General features: G+C 60.3%; 15 protein-coding genes. 3 read left to right on the forward strand and 12 right to left on the reverse strand.

The window, feature by feature from the left end; genetic code table 11:
* Window positions 1-54 precede the first annotated feature (54 nt).
* The 4 genes from AC3IUE_RS15260 to AC3IUE_RS15275 form a co-directional block, all read right to left on the reverse strand.
* Window positions 55-522: a hypothetical protein gene (locus AC3IUE_RS15260; protein ID WP_489268499.1), complete on the reverse strand. Its 468-nt coding sequence runs from the start codon at window positions 520-522 to the stop codon at window positions 55-57.
* Window positions 523-739: 217 nt separating this feature from the next.
* Window positions 740-1,381 (reverse strand): DUF1345 domain-containing protein, encoded by a 642-nt coding sequence (locus tag AC3IUE_RS15265; RefSeq protein WP_489268501.1) that lies wholly within the window; start codon window positions 1,379-1,381, stop codon window positions 740-742.
* A gap of 193 nt (window positions 1,382-1,574) precedes the next feature.
* On the reverse strand, window positions 1,575-4,673 hold the full coding sequence (locus AC3IUE_RS15270) for a multidrug efflux RND transporter permease subunit (RefSeq protein ID WP_489268502.1): 3,099 nt from the start codon (window positions 4,671-4,673) through the stop codon (window positions 1,575-1,577).
* A 15-nt stretch (window positions 4,674-4,688) separates the two neighbouring features.
* Window positions 4,689-5,846: an efflux RND transporter periplasmic adaptor subunit gene (locus AC3IUE_RS15275; protein WP_489268504.1), complete on the reverse strand. Its 1,158-nt coding sequence runs from the start codon at window positions 5,844-5,846 to the stop codon at window positions 4,689-4,691.
* 268 nt (window positions 5,847-6,114) lie between these two features.
* Between AC3IUE_RS15275 and AC3IUE_RS15280 the strand changes: the two genes are divergently transcribed.
* Both AC3IUE_RS15280 and AC3IUE_RS15285 read left to right on the forward strand, forming a co-directional pair.
* Entirely contained in the window at window positions 6,115-6,816 is a 702-nt protein-coding gene (locus tag AC3IUE_RS15280) for a response regulator (RefSeq protein ID WP_008155184.1), read from the forward strand.
* A gap of 4 nt (window positions 6,817-6,820) precedes the next feature.
* Window positions 6,821-8,122 (forward strand): ATP-binding protein, encoded by a 1,302-nt coding sequence (locus AC3IUE_RS15285; RefSeq protein WP_056739903.1) that lies wholly within the window; start codon window positions 6,821-6,823, stop codon window positions 8,120-8,122.
* Between the two features lie 161 nt (window positions 8,123-8,283).
* Here AC3IUE_RS15285 and pncA read toward each other — a convergent pair whose 3' ends face one another.
* From pncA to AC3IUE_RS15305, 4 genes are read right to left on the reverse strand one after another with little or no spacing between them, the layout of a single operon-like run.
* A complete protein-coding gene (gene pncA / locus AC3IUE_RS15290) occupies window positions 8,284-8,913 on the reverse strand; it encodes a bifunctional nicotinamidase/pyrazinamidase (RefSeq protein WP_489268507.1) in 630 nt (209 codons plus the stop codon).
* A gap of 52 nt (window positions 8,914-8,965) precedes the next feature.
* Entirely contained in the window at window positions 8,966-9,742 is a 777-nt protein-coding gene (locus AC3IUE_RS15295; protein WP_489268509.1) for an anti-sigma factor family protein, read from the reverse strand.
* Window positions 9,739-10,236, reverse strand: a complete 498-nt coding sequence (locus AC3IUE_RS15300) for a sigma-70 family RNA polymerase sigma factor (protein ID WP_221174556.1) — start codon at window positions 10,234-10,236, stop codon at window positions 9,739-9,741. Before AC3IUE_RS15300 ends, AC3IUE_RS15295 begins: the two co-directional genes overlap by 4 nt.
* A 54-nt stretch (window positions 10,237-10,290) precedes the next feature.
* Window positions 10,291-10,827: a tetratricopeptide repeat protein gene (locus AC3IUE_RS15305; RefSeq protein WP_489268511.1), complete on the reverse strand. Its 537-nt coding sequence runs from the start codon at window positions 10,825-10,827 to the stop codon at window positions 10,291-10,293.
* A gap of 222 nt (window positions 10,828-11,049) precedes the next feature.
* Here AC3IUE_RS15305 and AC3IUE_RS15310 point away from each other — a divergent pair, with 222 nt between their 5' ends.
* The gene (locus AC3IUE_RS15310; RefSeq protein WP_489268513.1) at window positions 11,050-11,823 is read left to right on the forward strand and encodes a class I SAM-dependent methyltransferase; all 774 of its coding nucleotides are present in this window, start codon (window positions 11,050-11,052) and stop codon (window positions 11,821-11,823) included.
* 126 nt (window positions 11,824-11,949) lie between these two features.
* Here the strand turns inward: AC3IUE_RS15310 and AC3IUE_RS15315 are convergent, their stop codons facing one another.
* The 4 genes from AC3IUE_RS15315 to AC3IUE_RS15330 form a co-directional block, all read right to left on the reverse strand.
* Window positions 11,950-12,903 (reverse strand): D-2-hydroxyacid dehydrogenase family protein, encoded by a 954-nt coding sequence (locus AC3IUE_RS15315; protein ID WP_489268515.1) that lies wholly within the window; start codon window positions 12,901-12,903, stop codon window positions 11,950-11,952.
* A gap of 13 nt (window positions 12,904-12,916) precedes the next feature.
* Window positions 12,917-13,942: an alpha/beta fold hydrolase gene (locus AC3IUE_RS15320; RefSeq protein ID WP_489268516.1), complete on the reverse strand. Its 1,026-nt coding sequence runs from the start codon at window positions 13,940-13,942 to the stop codon at window positions 12,917-12,919.
* A gap of 85 nt (window positions 13,943-14,027) precedes the next feature.
* A complete protein-coding gene (locus AC3IUE_RS15325; RefSeq protein WP_489268518.1) occupies window positions 14,028-14,462 on the reverse strand; it encodes a YqaA family protein in 435 nt (144 codons plus the stop codon).
* Window positions 14,462-14,908, reverse strand: coding sequence for a DUF411 domain-containing protein (locus AC3IUE_RS15330; RefSeq protein WP_461998318.1), 447 nt, complete (start codon window positions 14,906-14,908; stop codon window positions 14,462-14,464). Before AC3IUE_RS15330 ends, AC3IUE_RS15325 begins: the two co-directional genes overlap by 1 nt.
* Window positions 14,909-14,942: the final 34 nt, after the last annotated feature.

Raw genomic sequence — 14,942 nt, forward strand, 5'->3', positions numbered from 1 at the left:
CGTGTAAATAGGTATAAAAGGGCCTGGGTTGAATGCCGAGGCCCTTGTTTTGGTCTAACGAATGAGCGTCGGGCTGGAACGACTAAGAACTGTATCGAAGTGCCCTCTGCACAAATAATTTCCGGTCCCATCAGATTTATCTATGTCGGCATTGAAATTGCCAATGAAGGTCATATTTTCGAGATCCAATGTATATTGGATCGTCCCTGTTCTGGCTTTTTGAAGGGTTGGGTTGGCCAAGTCTTCATAGTTATTATAGAAAAGCGAGACCTCATCATCACCGTCAGTGATTTTCCCGATGTTACTTTGAATGTCTTTTGAAAATGTGATGGTGAACGTTTTTGCTTTGTTGTCTGTACGATCAGTCGCAATCACGACCCAAATTTCACCTCGGCCTGGGGTTGACGAGCTTCGTAGTTCGGTCAGTGAGGCTATAAAGTCAGAGCTATCTTCCAGATTTGCAGTAAATACTTCATTCATAGCTGAAGGGGCACAGCGAGCTTTCAAGGCGGTATTGCTCATGATTACACTCTCCATATAATTAGCAGCGAATCCAGGCCGCATCTTTCGATGTGAAGTGCCTGGATGTTTCATATAAGACCAATATCAATACCTTGTAAACTGTCAGATATAGCAGCTATACAAAGTGCTGGTTTTGTGTTTGGGGGTTGTTGTTTTGTGGGTTCTATTTACAACTGGCGAACATTAATTCGATTTTTTATAACCAGATGTATATCTGTCAGTTGAACAGTCCCGCCGCGATGTTGATCGAGAACCCGAGAATGGCCGTGTTGAACAGAAAGCCGATCAGCGACTGCGCCAGGACAATCTTGCGCAAATCCCGAGTCGCCACGCCAACATCGGACGTCTGAACCGCCGCGCTGATGGTGAAAGAGAAATACAGGAAGTCCCAGTAATTGGGGGTTGTCAGGCCTTCAGCAAAACGCAGGGCGGGGTCTTTGCCGCCCCAGGTGTAGAACAGACGGGCGTAGTGCACGCTGAAAATCACCCCGATCAGCAGCCATGAACCGATCACCGTCAACGCGGTAAAACCGTAGTGCAACAGTTTGCGAGTGGTTTCAAGGTCTTTGCTGCCAGCCAGTTCGAAAGTGATGGTCGCCAGGCTGGCAATCGCCGCAATACACACCACAAACAGCACCAACCCGGCATTTTCGTCTTCGACCTCGGCAATGCGCTTCACGTCCGGCGCTTTGGCGCGCGCGGTGAGCCAGAGCATCAGGACCAGGTAAGTCCAGACGCCGGCATTCCAGCCGAAGAGGATTTTGCTGATGATCGAGTCGGCCGGCGCCAGAATGCCCACTGCGACGCCGAGGGTGGCAGCGGCGGACAGGCGAGGGTGGGTGCGGGCGAGGAAGGGCATGTGAACTCGATACGTCAGGGCTTTGCAAACACCTTAGCCCAGCGCGGTCGGGTGTGACCACAGACGATCAGGCAAACGCTGATCCTGTGGGAGCGAGCCTGCTCGCGATGAGGTCGTAACATTCAACATCCATGTTGACGGTTACACCGCTATCGCGAGCAGGCTCACTCCCACATTAGGCCGGTGTTGTTGGTTAGAGGTCTTTATGGCTTTTGCGCACCAGTTTCATCACCACCACAAAAAACACCGGCACAAATACCACCGCCAGCGTCGCCGTGATCATCCCTCCAATCACCCCGGTGCCGATGGCTTGCTGGCTCGCCGAACTGGCCCCGGTGGCAATCGCCAGCGGCACCACACCAAGAATGAACGCCAGCGACGTCATTACAATCGGCCGCAGTCGCAGGCGCGCGGCTTGCAGGGTGGCGTCGATCAGGTCATGGCCTTCGTCGTACAGGCTCTTGGCGAACTCGATGATCAGGATCGCGTTCTTCGCCGACAGCCCGATGATGGTGATCAATCCGACCTTGAAGAACACGTCGTTGGGCATCCCGCGCAAGGTCACGGCCAGTACTGCGCCGAGCACGCCGAGCGGCACCACCAGCAGCACCGACGTTGGAATCGACCAGCTCTCATACAACGCGGCCAGACACAGGAACACGATCAGCAACGACAAACCGAGCAGGATCGGAGCCTGACTGCCGGACAACCGCTCCTGCAACGACAACCCGGTCCATTCCTGGCCCAATCCTGCCGGCCCTTGCGCCACCAGACGCTCGATTTCCGCCATGGCTTCGCCAGTGCTGTGACCGGGCGACGGTTCACCGGAAATGCTGATCGCCGGGTAGCCGTTGTAGCGAGTCAATTGCGCCGGGCCCTGGGTCCACTTGGCCTGGACGAAGGCCGACAACGGCACCATTTTTCCGGCGTTGTTGCGCACGTGAATCTTCAGCAGATCGGCGACCTGACTGCGCTGATCGCCTTCAGCCTGCACCACCACACGCTGCATCCGCCCCTGATTGGGGAAGTCGTTGATGTAGGCCGAACCGACGGCGGTGGACAGCACATTGCCAATGTCGGCAAAGGAAACACCCAGCGCGTTGGCCTGTTTGCGGTCGACTACCAGTTGCACCTGCGGTGCTTCGGCCAGCGCGCTTTCGCGCACGTTTATCAGGATCGGACTTTTCTCGGCGGCAGCGAGCAATTCACTGCGCGCCTGCATCAGCGTGGCATGGCCGAGGCCGCCACGGTCCTGCAAGCGGAACTCGAAACCGCTGGAAGTGCCGAGGCCATCTACCGGCGGTGGCAGGACGGCAAACGCTACGGCGTCCTTGATCTGGCTCAACGCGATGTTGGCGCGATCGGCAATGGAACTGGCCGAGTCGTCGCTACCTCGATCAGACCAGTCCTTGAGCGTGGTAAACGCCAACGCCGCGTTCTGCCCGCTGCCGGAGAAGCTGAAACCGAGAATCACCGTGCTGTCGCCGACGCCGGGTTCAGTGGCGTTGTGGGCTTCGATCTGCTCGACCACCTGCACCGTGCGGTTCTTGCTCGCGCCCGGTGGCAGTTGAATGTCGGTGATGGTGTAACCCTGATCTTCCACAGGCAGGAACGAGGAGGGCAGTCGACTGAAGCACACGCCCAATCCGATCAGCAGCACGCCGTAGATCAGCAAGTAACGGCCCGTGCGTTTAAGCGCATAGGCGACCCAGCCCTGATAACGCTCGGTCAGTTGCTCGAAACGCCGGTTGAACCAGCCGAAGAACCCGCGCTTCTCGTGATGCTCGCCCTTGGCAATCGGCTTGAGCAGCGTCGCGCACAACGCCGGGGTCAAGGTCAGGGCGAGGAACGCCGAGAACAGAATCGAAGTCGCCATCGACAACGAGAACTGCCGGTAAATCACCCCGACCGAACCCTGCATGAATGCCATCGGAATGAACACCGCGACCAGCACCAGCGTGATGCCGATGATTGCGCCAGTGATCTGCTTCATCGCCTTGCGTGTTGCCTCTTTGGGCGACAGGCCTTCGGTGGCCATGATTCGCTCGACGTTCTCCACCACCACAATCGCGTCATCCACCAGGATGCCGATCGCTAGCACCATGCCGAACATGGTCAGTACGTTGATCGAAAACCCGAGCGCCAACATGGTTGCAAAGGTGCCCATCAGCGCCACCGGCACCACCAGGGTCGGAATCAGCGTGTAGCGGATGTTTTGCAGGAACAGGAACATCACCGCGAACACCAGTAACATCGCCTCGCCGAGGGTGTAAACCACCTTGGTGATCGAGACTTTGACGAAGGGCGAGGTGTCGTACGGGATCTTGTATTCCACGCCAGCCGGGAAGTAGCGCGCCAGTTCGTCCATCTTCGCCCGCACCAACGTGGCAGTGCTCAAGGCATTGGCGCCCGGCGCCAATTGCACGCTGACGGCGGTCGACGGTTTGCCGTTGAGGCGGGTGGAGAACTGGTATTCCTGACTGCCGATCTCGACGCGCGCCACGTCTTTGATGCGAACGGTTGAGCCATCGGGATTGGCTTTCAGGACGATGTCGGCGAATTCTTCCGGTGTCGACAACTGACCTTTGACCAGAATGGTTGCAGTGATTTCCTGGGTGGTGCGGGTCGGCAAGTCGCCGATGCTGCCGGCCGACACTTGTGCGTTCTGCGCGACGATGGCGGCGTTGACGTCAGCCGGGGTCAGGTTGAAACCGATCAGCTTTTGCGGGTCGATCCAGATTCGCATGGCCCGTTCGGCACCGTACAGCTGTGCCTTGCCGACGCCGTCCAGGCGCTTGATCTCGTTCATCACGTTGCGCGCCAGGTAATCGCTGAGCGCCACGTCGTCGAGCTTGCCGTCGCTGGAGGTGAGGGTGATCAGCAGCAGGAAACCGGCGGAGACTTTCTCCACCTGCAAACCCTGCTGCGTCACCGCTTGAGGCAGGCGCGACTCGACCACTTTCAGGCGGTTTTGCACATCGACCTGAGCCATTTCCGGATCAGTGCCCGGCTGGAACGTCGCGGTGATGGTGGCACTGCCGAGGCTGCTCTGGGATTCGAAATACAGCAGGTGGTCAGCGCCGTTGAGTTCTTCCTCGATCAGGCTGACCACGCTTTCGTCCACGGTCTGTGCCGAAGCACCTGGGTAGGTGGCGTAGATTTCGACTTTCGGCGGCGCGACGTTGGGGTATTGCGCCACCGGCAACTGCGGAATGGCCAGGGCGCCGGCCAACAGGATGAACAGGGCAACCACCCAGGCGAACACCGGGCGATCGATAAAGAACTGCGGCATAAAGAAGCGTCCTGCTTACTGACCAGAAGCCTGGGCAAGTGGAAGAGGGGTGTCGTCGATCTGCACTTTTTCGCCGGGACGGGCATGTTGCAGCCCTTCTGTGACGATGCGGTCACCGGGCTTGAGTCCGGCGGTGACGATCCAGCGATCGTTCTGCACGGCGCCCAGTTCGACCGGTTGCTGGCCGACTCGCTGTTCGGCGTCGAGCACCAGCACTTGGGCGATGCCGGCGCTGTCACGCTGGATGGCCCGTTGCGGCACGCTGATGCCTTGCTGAATGACCGCTTGCTCCAGACGCACGCGCACGAAGCTGCCCGGCAGCAAGTCGAGGTCCGGGTTGGGGAATTCGCTGCGCAGGATGATCTGGCCGGTGCCGGGGTCGACGGTGATGTCGGCGAACAGCAACTTGCCCGGCAACGGATAGAGACTGCCGTCGTCCTGGATCAGCGTGGCTTTGGCCTGGTCCTGACCGACCTGCTGCAACTGGCCGGAACGGAACGCCCGGCGCAGGTCGTTGAGTTCGCGGGTCGATTGGGTGAGGTCGGCATGGATCGGGTTCAGTTGCTGAATCAATGCCAGCGGTGTGGTTTCGTTCTGCCCGACCAGTGCGCCTTCGGTCACCAACGCACGGCCGATGCGCCCGGAGATCGGCGCCGTGACCGTGGCGTAACCCAGGTTGAGTTTCGCCCGTTCCACGGCGGCCTTGTTCGCGGCGACGTCGGCAGCGGTTTGCCGGGCACTGGCCCGGGCGTTGTCATAATCCTGGCCGCTGATGGCATTGCCTTCGATCAACTGCGCGTAACGCTGCTCTTGCAGGCGCGCCTGGAACGCATTGGCTTCAGCCTTGCGCAGCGCCGCTTCAGCGCTGTCTAGGTCAGCCTTGAACGGCGCCGGGTCGATACGGAACAACACTTCGCCTTTTTTCACATCGCTGCCTTCACGGAACGTCCGTTGCAGCACCACACCGGCCACCCGGGCGCGCACTTCGGCAATCCGTGGCGCGGCAATCCGCCCGCTCAGTTCACTGGTGATCGACAGGGGGCTGGCTTGGATGGTTTCGATCCGAACCGTGGCCAGAGGCGCCTGTTCTTCGGCTGTCGAGGCCTTGTCACAAGCGCTCAGCGTCAGCGCCAGTGCAATCAGGCTGAGCCTGGCAAGCAGATTCTTTGACATGTGATACCCCAATAATGACCCCCAGCATCCTACGGGGAGGCGACGAGGGTAGCGGTGAAGCTTTGTAGGCGCTGTGTGAAATTGTGTAAGGGTTTTACTCAGGCATGGACGAGGGCGTATATCCTTGGCGACTTGATTTTTTCTGCGACTGTTGTGCCGCCATCGCGAGCAAGCTCGCTCCCACATTTGAAATGCATTCCCCTGTGGGAGCGAGCTTGCTCGCGAAAGCGGTCTATCAAACGCCACTGCACTTTCTGGAACACCCCACATGCCCAACATCCTCCTGGTCGAAGACGACACCGCGCTCTCGGAACTGATTGCCAGTTACCTGGAACGCAACGGCTATAGCGTCAGCGTGATCAGCCGTGGTGACCATGTGCGCGAGCGTGCGCGGGTCAATCCGCCGGACCTGGTGATCCTCGACCTGATGCTGCCGGGGCTCGATGGCCTGCAAGTCTGCCGCTTGTTGCGCGCCGATTCGGCCACGTTGCCGATCCTGATGCTCACCGCCCGCGATGACAGCCACGATCAGGTGCTGGGCCTGGAAATGGGCGCCGACGACTACGTCACCAAACCCTGTGAACCGCGTGTGTTGCTGGCCCGGGTGCGGACTTTGTTGCGGCGCAGCAGCCTCACCGAGCCGCAGACCGCCAACGACCGCATTCTGATGGGCAATCTGTGCATCGACCTGTCCGAGCGCACCGTGACCTGGCGCGAGCAATTGGTCGAACTGTCCAGCGGTGAATACAACCTGCTGGTGGTGCTGGCCCGGCATGCCGGCGAGGTGCTCAGTCGCGACCAGATTCTGCAACGCCTGCGCGGCATCGAGTTCAACGGCACCGACCGCTCGGTGGACGTGGCGATTTCCAAGCTGCGGCGCAAGTTCGACGACCACGCCGGCGAGGCGCGCAAGATCAAGACCGTGTGGGGCAAGGGTTACCTGTTCAGCCGTTCCGAGTGGGAATGCTGAGTCAATGTTCAGAATCCTGTTTCGCCTGTACCTGGTGACCATCGTTTCGTACAGCGCGGCGATCTATCTGGTGCCTGACGTGGTGATCAAGGTCTTCCAGGAGCGCTTTGTCACCTACAACCTCGATTATTCGCGCGGGCTGCAAACCCTCATCGTCAAACAGTTTCACGCGGTGCCCCCGGAGCAGTGGCCGGCATTGGCCGCGGAGATGGACAAGGAATTCCAGCCGCTGCACATCGTCCTGACCGGTAACGACGACGCCGATTTCACCCCTGATGAGCGCAAACGTCTGCAGCGTGGCGAGCACGTCGTGCGCATTGGCGACTGGGGCTGGCGCACCCTGGCGGTGTCGCCGCTGAACGAGCGGACGGTGGTGGAGATGGTCGTGCCGCCGGACCCGATGGACGTCAGCCTGTTGTACTGGAGCATCAACGTGCTGATCGGCGCGACCATGCTCGCCTGCCTGTTGCTGTGGCTGCGCCCGCACTGGCACGACCTGGAGCGCCTCAAAGGTACGGCTGAACGCTTCGGCAAGGGCCACTTGAGCGAGCGTACACAGATTTCAAAAAGCTCCAACATCGGCAGCCTGGCCAATGTCTTCGACACAATGGCCGGCGATATCGAGAACCTGCTCAACCAGCAGCGGGACCTGCTCAATGCCGTCTCTCACGAATTGCGCACGCCCCTGACACGACTGGATTTCGGCCTGGCGCTGGCACTGTCCGACGATTTACCCGCCGCCAGCCGCGAGCGTCTGCAAGGTCTGGTCGCGCACATTCGCGAACTCGATGAACTGGTGTTGGAACTGTTGTCCTACAGCCGCCTGCAAAACCCGGCGCGGCTGCCGGAGCGGGTCGAGGTGTCGCTGGATGAATTTATCGACAGCATCCTCGGCAGCGTCGACGAAGAGCTGGAATCCCCGGACATCGTTATCGATGTGCTCTTGCACGGACAACTCGAACGCTTCGCCCTCGACCCAAGACTGACTGCCCGCGCTATTCAGAACCTGCTACGCAATGCGATGCGTTACTGCGAAAAACGCATTCAGATTGGTGTGCAGGTGTGTGCCAAGGGGGCTGAAATCTGGGTGGACGATGACGGGATCGGTATTCCGGATGAGGAGCGTGAGCGGATATTTGAACCTTTCTATCGACTGGATCGCAGTCGGGACCGGGCCACTGGCGGGTTTGGTCTGGGGTTGGCAATCAGTCGTCGAGCGCTGGAAGCTCAGGGCGGCACGCTCACCGTCGAAGCGTCGCCGCTGGGTGGGGCACGGTTCCGGTTGTGGTTGCCCACCTCAGCCTGACGCACTCTGTGTAGCAGCTGCCGAGCCTGCGAGGCTGCGTCCGAGGACGAAGTCCTCGCCAATTCTGTGCACACGATTTACCTGAAAGACCGCGATACCTGAGTTTGCGACGGCTTCGCCGCCGAACGCAGCCTCGCAGGCTCGGCAGCTGCTACAGAGACTTAACCCGGCACTTCCTCCGCTGAAATCAACCCAACCCCAGCCACCTGCATCCGCTCGATCGCCGCGGCCAATGAGCCGTCCAGATCAATCGCCCGACACGCATCCATCACCACAAACGCGTTAAACCCTGCCGCCCGCGCATCCAGTGCAGAGAACATCACGCAGAAATCGAGTGCCAGCCCAACCAGATAAACCGTGTCGATACCGCGTTCTTTCAAGTACCCGGCCAAGCCTGTGGTCGTTGTACGATCCGCCTCCAGGAAAGCCGAATAACTGTCGATGTCCGGGTTGCAGCCCTTGCGGATGATCAATTGGGCGTGGGGCAGGTCCAGATCCTTGTGCAACTCGGCCCCGGGTGTGGCTCGCACGCAATGGTCCGGCCAGAGCGTTTGTTCGCCGTAAGGCAGTTGAATCACGTCGTAAGGTGCGCGACCCGGGTGGCTGGAGGCGAACGAGGCGTGTCCGGCCGGGTGCCAGTCCTGGGCAATGATGACTTGGGTGAACCGGGCGCCGAGGCGGTTGATCAGCGGTACGATCAGGTCACCTTCGGGTACCGGCAACTGGCCACCGGGGATGAAGTCGTTCTGTACGTCGATGACCAGCAAGGCTGTGCGTGAAGAAATAGGCATGGGTGGGTTTTCCTCCTTGGAAATGAGACACCGAGCATAGTGACAAAACGGATCACGCGCTCAGCCGGCCTCTCAACAATTTCGCCATGTCCTCCAGATCCGCCACCGGGTTATGCCCGATCAGCATCCAGGCATGTTGCATGTCAGCCCAATAGACAATGTTCATCCCGTACCGGCGCTCCTGGGCGAAATGCCGGCTGCCGCTGTTGGAGCGGGTGACGCACAGCGCCATGGGGCCGTGCGTCGGGTCCAGGTAGGTGATTTGGGCAATGGCGACGCCGTCGTACTCGAGGATTTGCGCGCGCTTGTACTCGGAGCGTGGCAGGGCCAGTTGCGCCGGCACAAGATTCAGGCCCAGACGTGCATCGATGGTCCGCAGTTGCGCGCGCTGAGCGGCTTCGTCAGTGGGCAAGTGGTCCAGGGTTTGCGGCACGTAAAGCGACATGTACTCGGCCACCAGCCCGCGCCAGTTTTCCTTTTGCTGGCTCAACTGCCAACCGAGGAACAGCCGGTCCGCCAACACGCCACTCACCACCAACCCGGCGGCCGCCGCGAGAAACCAGCGCCGATTCATGGCCGGGCGTTCAGGTGAAGGCAAGGTGTCGAGCATCGATTGCAAGCGGTCCACGGGCGCCTGTCGGCCCAACTCGTCGTAGGCCTCCTTGAACGGCAGGCTGCTGCGGGCCAGCCATTGCAGGCGCAGATTGAGCGTAGGGTCCTCGGCAATGGCCGCGTCGATGCGGGTGCGCTGTTCGCTGTCGAGCTGGTTGTCGAGGTAGGCCACCAGTTGCTCATCCGAGGGTACCGTCGGGCGTGCGTGATCGTTCATCGACGTTCTCCAGTGGAAGGGTTCGGCACGGCGTGCAATGGCGGGTACTCGGCCAGTTTCGCCCGTGCAGCGGCCAGGCGACTCATGACGGTGCCGATGGGCACGTCCAGCACGTCGGCCACCTCGCGGTAGGACAGACCTTCGACATAGGCGAGAAACACCGTTTCCCGCTGGGTTTCGGGCAAGGCATCCACACGCCGGATCACCTGAGCCGCGAGGACATGGGTTTGCGCCGCGTATTCACCATCGAACGACAAGGCGTTGTCGGCATCCACCAGCCCCTGTCCATGACGCACTCTTCGGGAGCGAACTTCGTTGAGCCAGATCGAGTGCAGAATACTCAGCAACCAGCGGTCCATGCGGGTGCCCGGGACAAACTGCCCGGCACGCTCGAGCGCCCGCACGCAGGTGGCCTGCACCAGGTCTTCGGCGACATGTCGTTGCCGGGACAACAGCAGGCCGTAGCGCCATAAACGCGCCAGGTGCTGGCCCAGTTCTGCCCGTATTGCCTGATCGCTGGCGATGGCGACCTCCGTCTGCTCGGTGTGTCAGGTTTTCGATGAATCGTTGATGGCTTCGGCCAGGTCCTGGTATTCCTCGCAGGTGGTGCTGCCGCAGATGGTTTTGATCTGCTGCAACTGCTCCTGCGCCAGGTCCAGCCGACCTTTGACCACATACGCTTCGCCCAGGTATTCGCGAACTTGCGCGTAGTGCGGGTCAAGTTTGACCGATTGCAGGTAATAACCGATGCCTTCGTCGGTACGCCCCAGTTTACGCGTAGCGTAGCCGCGATAGTTCAACGCCTCGGCGGTGTTTGGCTGTTTGAGGGTGTCGAGCAGGGCCAGGGCTTCTTCGTAGCGACCGTCCTTGGCCAGGCGATAGGCGTAAACGGTGCGGTCGGCGTCCGGTACCAGGCTGCTGGTTTGCTTGAGGCATTTTTGCGACCGGGAGTCGAAGACCTGTCCTTTGGGGCAATTCGGTCTTGCGGGGGCGTCATCGCCACCACCATTGGCGAATGCAAGTGAACTGGACAAGGCGACTGCCAGCAGCAACTGGACGGTTAACACAACGAAACGGGTGTTCATGGGTGATGCTCCACAGGTTAATTCGCTTCAGTTCGTGCCATGCCCGGCAACATGCGGCGCAAAGTGTTATCACGCAAGCTGAAATGGTGAACTCTCAGGGGGGATGAAAGGTGAACACCGCAGGGTGAACAATTATTCATTTCTTTCTGGCGGTCTGTGCAAGGAAAGCTCAAATCGAGGCGCTATGCTCGACAGCATTCGTTGTCGATCTGGAGCACTGCCATGAAAGATCAGGTCCATCACTCGGCGGCCGCCGGCTATAAAACCGGCGCTGATACCTACGTTCGCGGTCGTCCGGATTATCCGCCGCAAGTGGCCGATTGGCTGACGGGTACCCTTGGTTTGAACGCGGACAAAGCCGTGGTTGATCTGGGCGCCGGTACCGGCAAGTTCACCGGTCGGCTGGTGGCGACCGGCGCGCAAGTGATTGCGGTGGAGCCGGTGGCGCAGATGCTCGAGAAATTGTCCGAAGCCTTCCCCGAAGTGCTGGCCGTCAGCGGCACCGCCATGGACCTGCCGCTGCCGGATGCTTCGGTGGACGTGGTGATCTGCGCCCAGGCCTTTCACTGGTTTGCCAGCACCGAAGCACTGACCGAAATTGCCCGTGTACTCAAACCCGGCGGCAAGCTGGGGCTGGTGTGGAACCTGCGGGATACCCGGGTGAGCTGGGTGCCGAAACTGGATGCGATCGTCAATGCGCTGGAGGGCGATACGCCGCGCTATTACACCGGAGCCTGGCGACAGGCGTTTCCGCATGTGGCATTCGGACCGCTGGCGGAACAGTGTTTCAGCCATAGGCATACAGGCTCGCCGGAAGATGTGATTTTCAACCGCGTGCGCTCCACCAGTTTTGTGGCGGCATTACCAGAGGAGGAGCGGGCGAAGGTTGATGAGCAGATCAGGGCGCTAATTGCGGCGGAGCCTGACCTGCGTGGCAGAGACGTGGTGACGGTGCCCTATGAGACGGCGGTGTTTGTAGCGGTGAAGGGCAGTTAGATCGGTGGGGAGGCCATTCGCGAGCAGGCTCGCTCCCACACTGGTATTCGGCCGGACACAAAAATCTATGGTCGCTGAAAATCTATTGTGGGAGCGAGCCTGCTCGCGAAGAACGATGACTCGGTATCAGCTCAGTAGACGGATTGGTTCTCCCGCAGACCAAGCCTGAATATCCTCAATCATCTGCGAGAAAAACTGGTGATAGTTCTGCTGGCTGACATACCCGACATGGGGCGTGGCCAGCACGTTGTCCAGGGTTCTGAACGGATGATGAGGCGGCAAGGGTTCCTGCTCGAAGACGTCCAGCGCAGCACCGGCCAGTCGCCGTTTCTGCAACGCCTTGATCAACGCGGCCTCATCGACAATCGGTCCGCGCGCCGTGTTGACCAGCAGCGCCGTGGGTTTCATCCAGTCCAGCGCCTGGGCGTCCACCAAGCCACGGCTACGATCGCTGAGCACCAGATGGACCGACAGCACATCGGCCTGTTCGAACAGTTCCTGCTTGCTGACGTAGGTCACGCCGACTTCGGCTGCGCGTTCGGCGGTCAGGTTCTCGCTCCAGGCAATCACCCGCATGCCGAATACTTGACCGAACTGGGCAACACGAGTGCCGATGCTGCCCAGCCCCAGGATCGCCAGGGTCTTGCCGTGCAGGTCGCCACCCAGGCTTTGCTGCCATAAACCGGCGCGCAGGGCGTTGGCTTCGACCACCAGGTTGCGGGTCGCCGCCATGATCAGCGCCCAGGTCAGTTCCGGCGCGGCGTGCTTGTAACTGTCGGTGCCACAGACCTGGATACCCTGCGCGGCGGCGGCTTTCAGGTCCAGGGCGGCGTTACGCATGCTGCCGGTGACCAGCAGCTTGAGTTTCGGCAAGCGCCGCAGCAGGTCCTCATCGAACCGGGTGCGCTCGCGCATCACGCAGATCACCTCGAACTCACCCAACCGTGCCGCCAGGGTTTCGTTGTCGGCAGGGTAGTCATGGATGAAGTTCACCTGGCCGATGTCGTCCAGCACCGACCAGTCCACCACGTCACGGGCCACGTCCTGCCAGTCATCAATCACCGCAATCTGCACTGCCATCAGCCTTACCTCATCAATGAACGGGGTTGGTTTTGTTCAGCCAGGCGAGCAGGGCCTGGTGGAATTGCGCCGGTTCTTCCATTTGCGGCGCGTGGCCCATGCCGGGGAATTCGACCAGCGTCGACCGGGGAATCAGTTTCGCCACCTGCTTGCCGAGGACGTCGTAGTGACCGAGTTTCGCCTTGACCTCGGGCGGTGCGATGTCGCTGCCGATGGCGGTGGTGTCGGATGTACCGATCAGCAGCAGGGTCGGCATCTTCAGGTCCTTGAACTCGTAGTACACCGGTTGGGTGAAGATCATGTCGTAGATCAGCGCCGAATTCCACGCCACCTGCGTATGCCCCGGTCCTTTATTCAGCCCGGCGAGCATGTCTACCCAACGATCGAATTCCGGTTTCCAGCGGCCGCCGTAATAGGTGTTGCGTTCATAGGTGCGGATGCCGTCGGCCGTGAGTTTTCGCTCGCGTTCGTACCATTGATCAACCGTGCGATAGGGCACGCCGAGGGCTTTCCAGTCTTCCAGGCCGATGGGGTTGACCAGTGCCAGTTGTTCGACTTGATCGGGGTATTGCAGCGCATAGCGAGTGGCGAGCATGCCGCCGGTGGAGTGCCCGAGAACACTGGCCTTCTGAATGCCCAGGGCCTTGAGCAGTTGCTGGGTGTTGGTCGCCAGTTGCTGGAAGCTGTACTGATAGTTGTCCGGTTTGCTGGAGGTGCAGAAACCGATCTGGTCCGGGGCGATGACCCGGTAACCGGCCTCACTCAAGGCCTTGATCGAACTGTCCCAGGTGGCACCGCAGAAATTCTTGCCGTGCATCAGCACCACGCTGCGTCCATTGGCCTTGCCGTGAGCGGCGACATCCATGTAACCCATTTGCAGGGATTTGCCCTGGGACTCAAAGGCGAAATGCTTGACCGTGTAGGGGTACTCGAACCCTTGCAGTTCCGGGCCATATTCCGGGCCTTCAGCGTGGGCGATGACAGGCAACGCAGCGGTCAGCAGCAGGCCGGGCAGCCAGCGCGAGCGGGTGAGGGACATGGGTGAACTCCATTGGAAATCGGCCGATGCTGGATCGGCATGATTAGGGCGACATTAAACACAGGCAATCGCCGTGGATAATCGTTCAACCCATCCAGCCCACTGTGGCCATGGTCAACACACCATAACGGGCGCCTTTGGCAAGGGCCACGATCAGCAGGAATCGCCCCAGCGGCTCGCGCATCACGCCGGCCACCAGGGTCAGCGGATCACCGATCACGGGCACCCAGCTCAGCAGCAACGACCAATGACCGTAGCGCTGATAATGGACCCGGGCTTTTTCCAGATGGCGCGGGCTGACCGGAAACCAGCGCCGGTCGCGAAATCGCTCGATGCCGCGACCCAGCCACCAGTTCAGCAGCGACCCCAAAACATTGCCCAACGTCGCCACGGCCAGCAGTGACCAGAGCCAATACTTGCCGCTGAGCAACAGCCCCACCAGCACCGCTTCGGACTGTAGGGGCAACAAGGTGGCTGCGCCGAATGCGGCGAAGAACAGCCCGATGTACGCACCGAACATCAATGGGCAGGGTAGTCCGCCACCACCACGTCAGTGCCGTCTTTCTTCAGGCCGATCACTTGATACGCATCGCTCATGCCGTCCATTTCCATGCCGGGTGAACCCATGGGCATGCCGGGGGCGGCAACACCCAATAGATCGTCGCGCTTGCTCAAGGCCAGCACCTGATCGGCGGGAACATGGCCTTCGACGAATTTGCCGTTGATCAAGCCGGTATGGCACGACGCCAGACGCGGAGGCACGCCGTGCTGTTGCTTGAATTCGCTCATGTTGGCTTCGACGTGATCCTCGACTTTGAAGCCGTTGGCCTCTAGATGACTGATCCATTTTTTGCAGCAGCCGCAATTGGCATCGCGGTGGACTTCAATCGGGATCAGGTCGGCGGCCTGGGCCAGGGAGGAGATGAAGAGGGCGCTCAGGGCGGCCAGACGCAGGTGGGTTCGCATGGGGGGCTCGTCTCGGGTTGCGGCCAAAAAAGAC

It is taken from the genome of Pseudomonas sp. GL_093 (assembly GCF_057837605.1).

What these genes read in the sequence shown, in the direction of transcription:
- AC3IUE_RS15260 (WP_489268499.1), bottom strand. Translation starts at nt 522, where the DNA reads ATGAGCAATACCGCCTTGAAAGCTCGCTGTGCCCCTTCAGCTATGAAT.
- AC3IUE_RS15265 (WP_489268501.1), bottom strand. Translation starts at nt 1,381, where the DNA reads ATGCCCTTCCTCGCCCGCACCCACCCTCGCCTGTCCGCCGCTGCCACC.
- AC3IUE_RS15270 (WP_489268502.1), bottom strand. Translation starts at nt 4,673, where the DNA reads ATGCCGCAGTTCTTTATCGATCGCCCGGTGTTCGCCTGGGTGGTTGCC.
- AC3IUE_RS15275 (WP_489268504.1), bottom strand. Translation starts at nt 5,846, where the DNA reads ATGTCAAAGAATCTGCTTGCCAGGCTCAGCCTGATTGCACTGGCGCTG.
- AC3IUE_RS15280 (WP_008155184.1), top strand. Translation starts at nt 6,115, where the DNA reads ATGCCCAACATCCTCCTGGTCGAAGACGACACCGCGCTCTCGGAACTG.
- AC3IUE_RS15285 (WP_056739903.1), top strand. Translation starts at nt 6,821, where the DNA reads ATGTTCAGAATCCTGTTTCGCCTGTACCTGGTGACCATCGTTTCGTAC.
- pncA (WP_489268507.1), bottom strand. Translation starts at nt 8,913, where the DNA reads ATGCCTATTTCTTCACGCACAGCCTTGCTGGTCATCGACGTACAGAAC.
- AC3IUE_RS15295 (WP_489268509.1), bottom strand. Translation starts at nt 9,742, where the DNA reads ATGAACGATCACGCACGCCCGACGGTACCCTCGGATGAGCAACTGGTG.
- AC3IUE_RS15305 (WP_489268511.1), bottom strand. Translation starts at nt 10,827, where the DNA reads ATGAACACCCGTTTCGTTGTGTTAACCGTCCAGTTGCTGCTGGCAGTC.
- AC3IUE_RS15310 (WP_489268513.1), top strand. Translation starts at nt 11,050, where the DNA reads ATGAAAGATCAGGTCCATCACTCGGCGGCCGCCGGCTATAAAACCGGC.
- AC3IUE_RS15315 (WP_489268515.1), bottom strand. Translation starts at nt 12,903, where the DNA reads ATGGCAGTGCAGATTGCGGTGATTGATGACTGGCAGGACGTGGCCCGT.
- AC3IUE_RS15320 (WP_489268516.1), bottom strand. Translation starts at nt 13,942, where the DNA reads ATGTCCCTCACCCGCTCGCGCTGGCTGCCCGGCCTGCTGCTGACCGCT.
- AC3IUE_RS15325 (WP_489268518.1), bottom strand. Translation starts at nt 14,462, where the DNA reads ATGTTCGGTGCGTACATCGGGCTGTTCTTCGCCGCATTCGGCGCAGCC.
- AC3IUE_RS15330 (WP_461998318.1), bottom strand. Translation starts at nt 14,908, where the DNA reads ATGCGAACCCACCTGCGTCTGGCCGCCCTGAGCGCCCTCTTCATCTCC.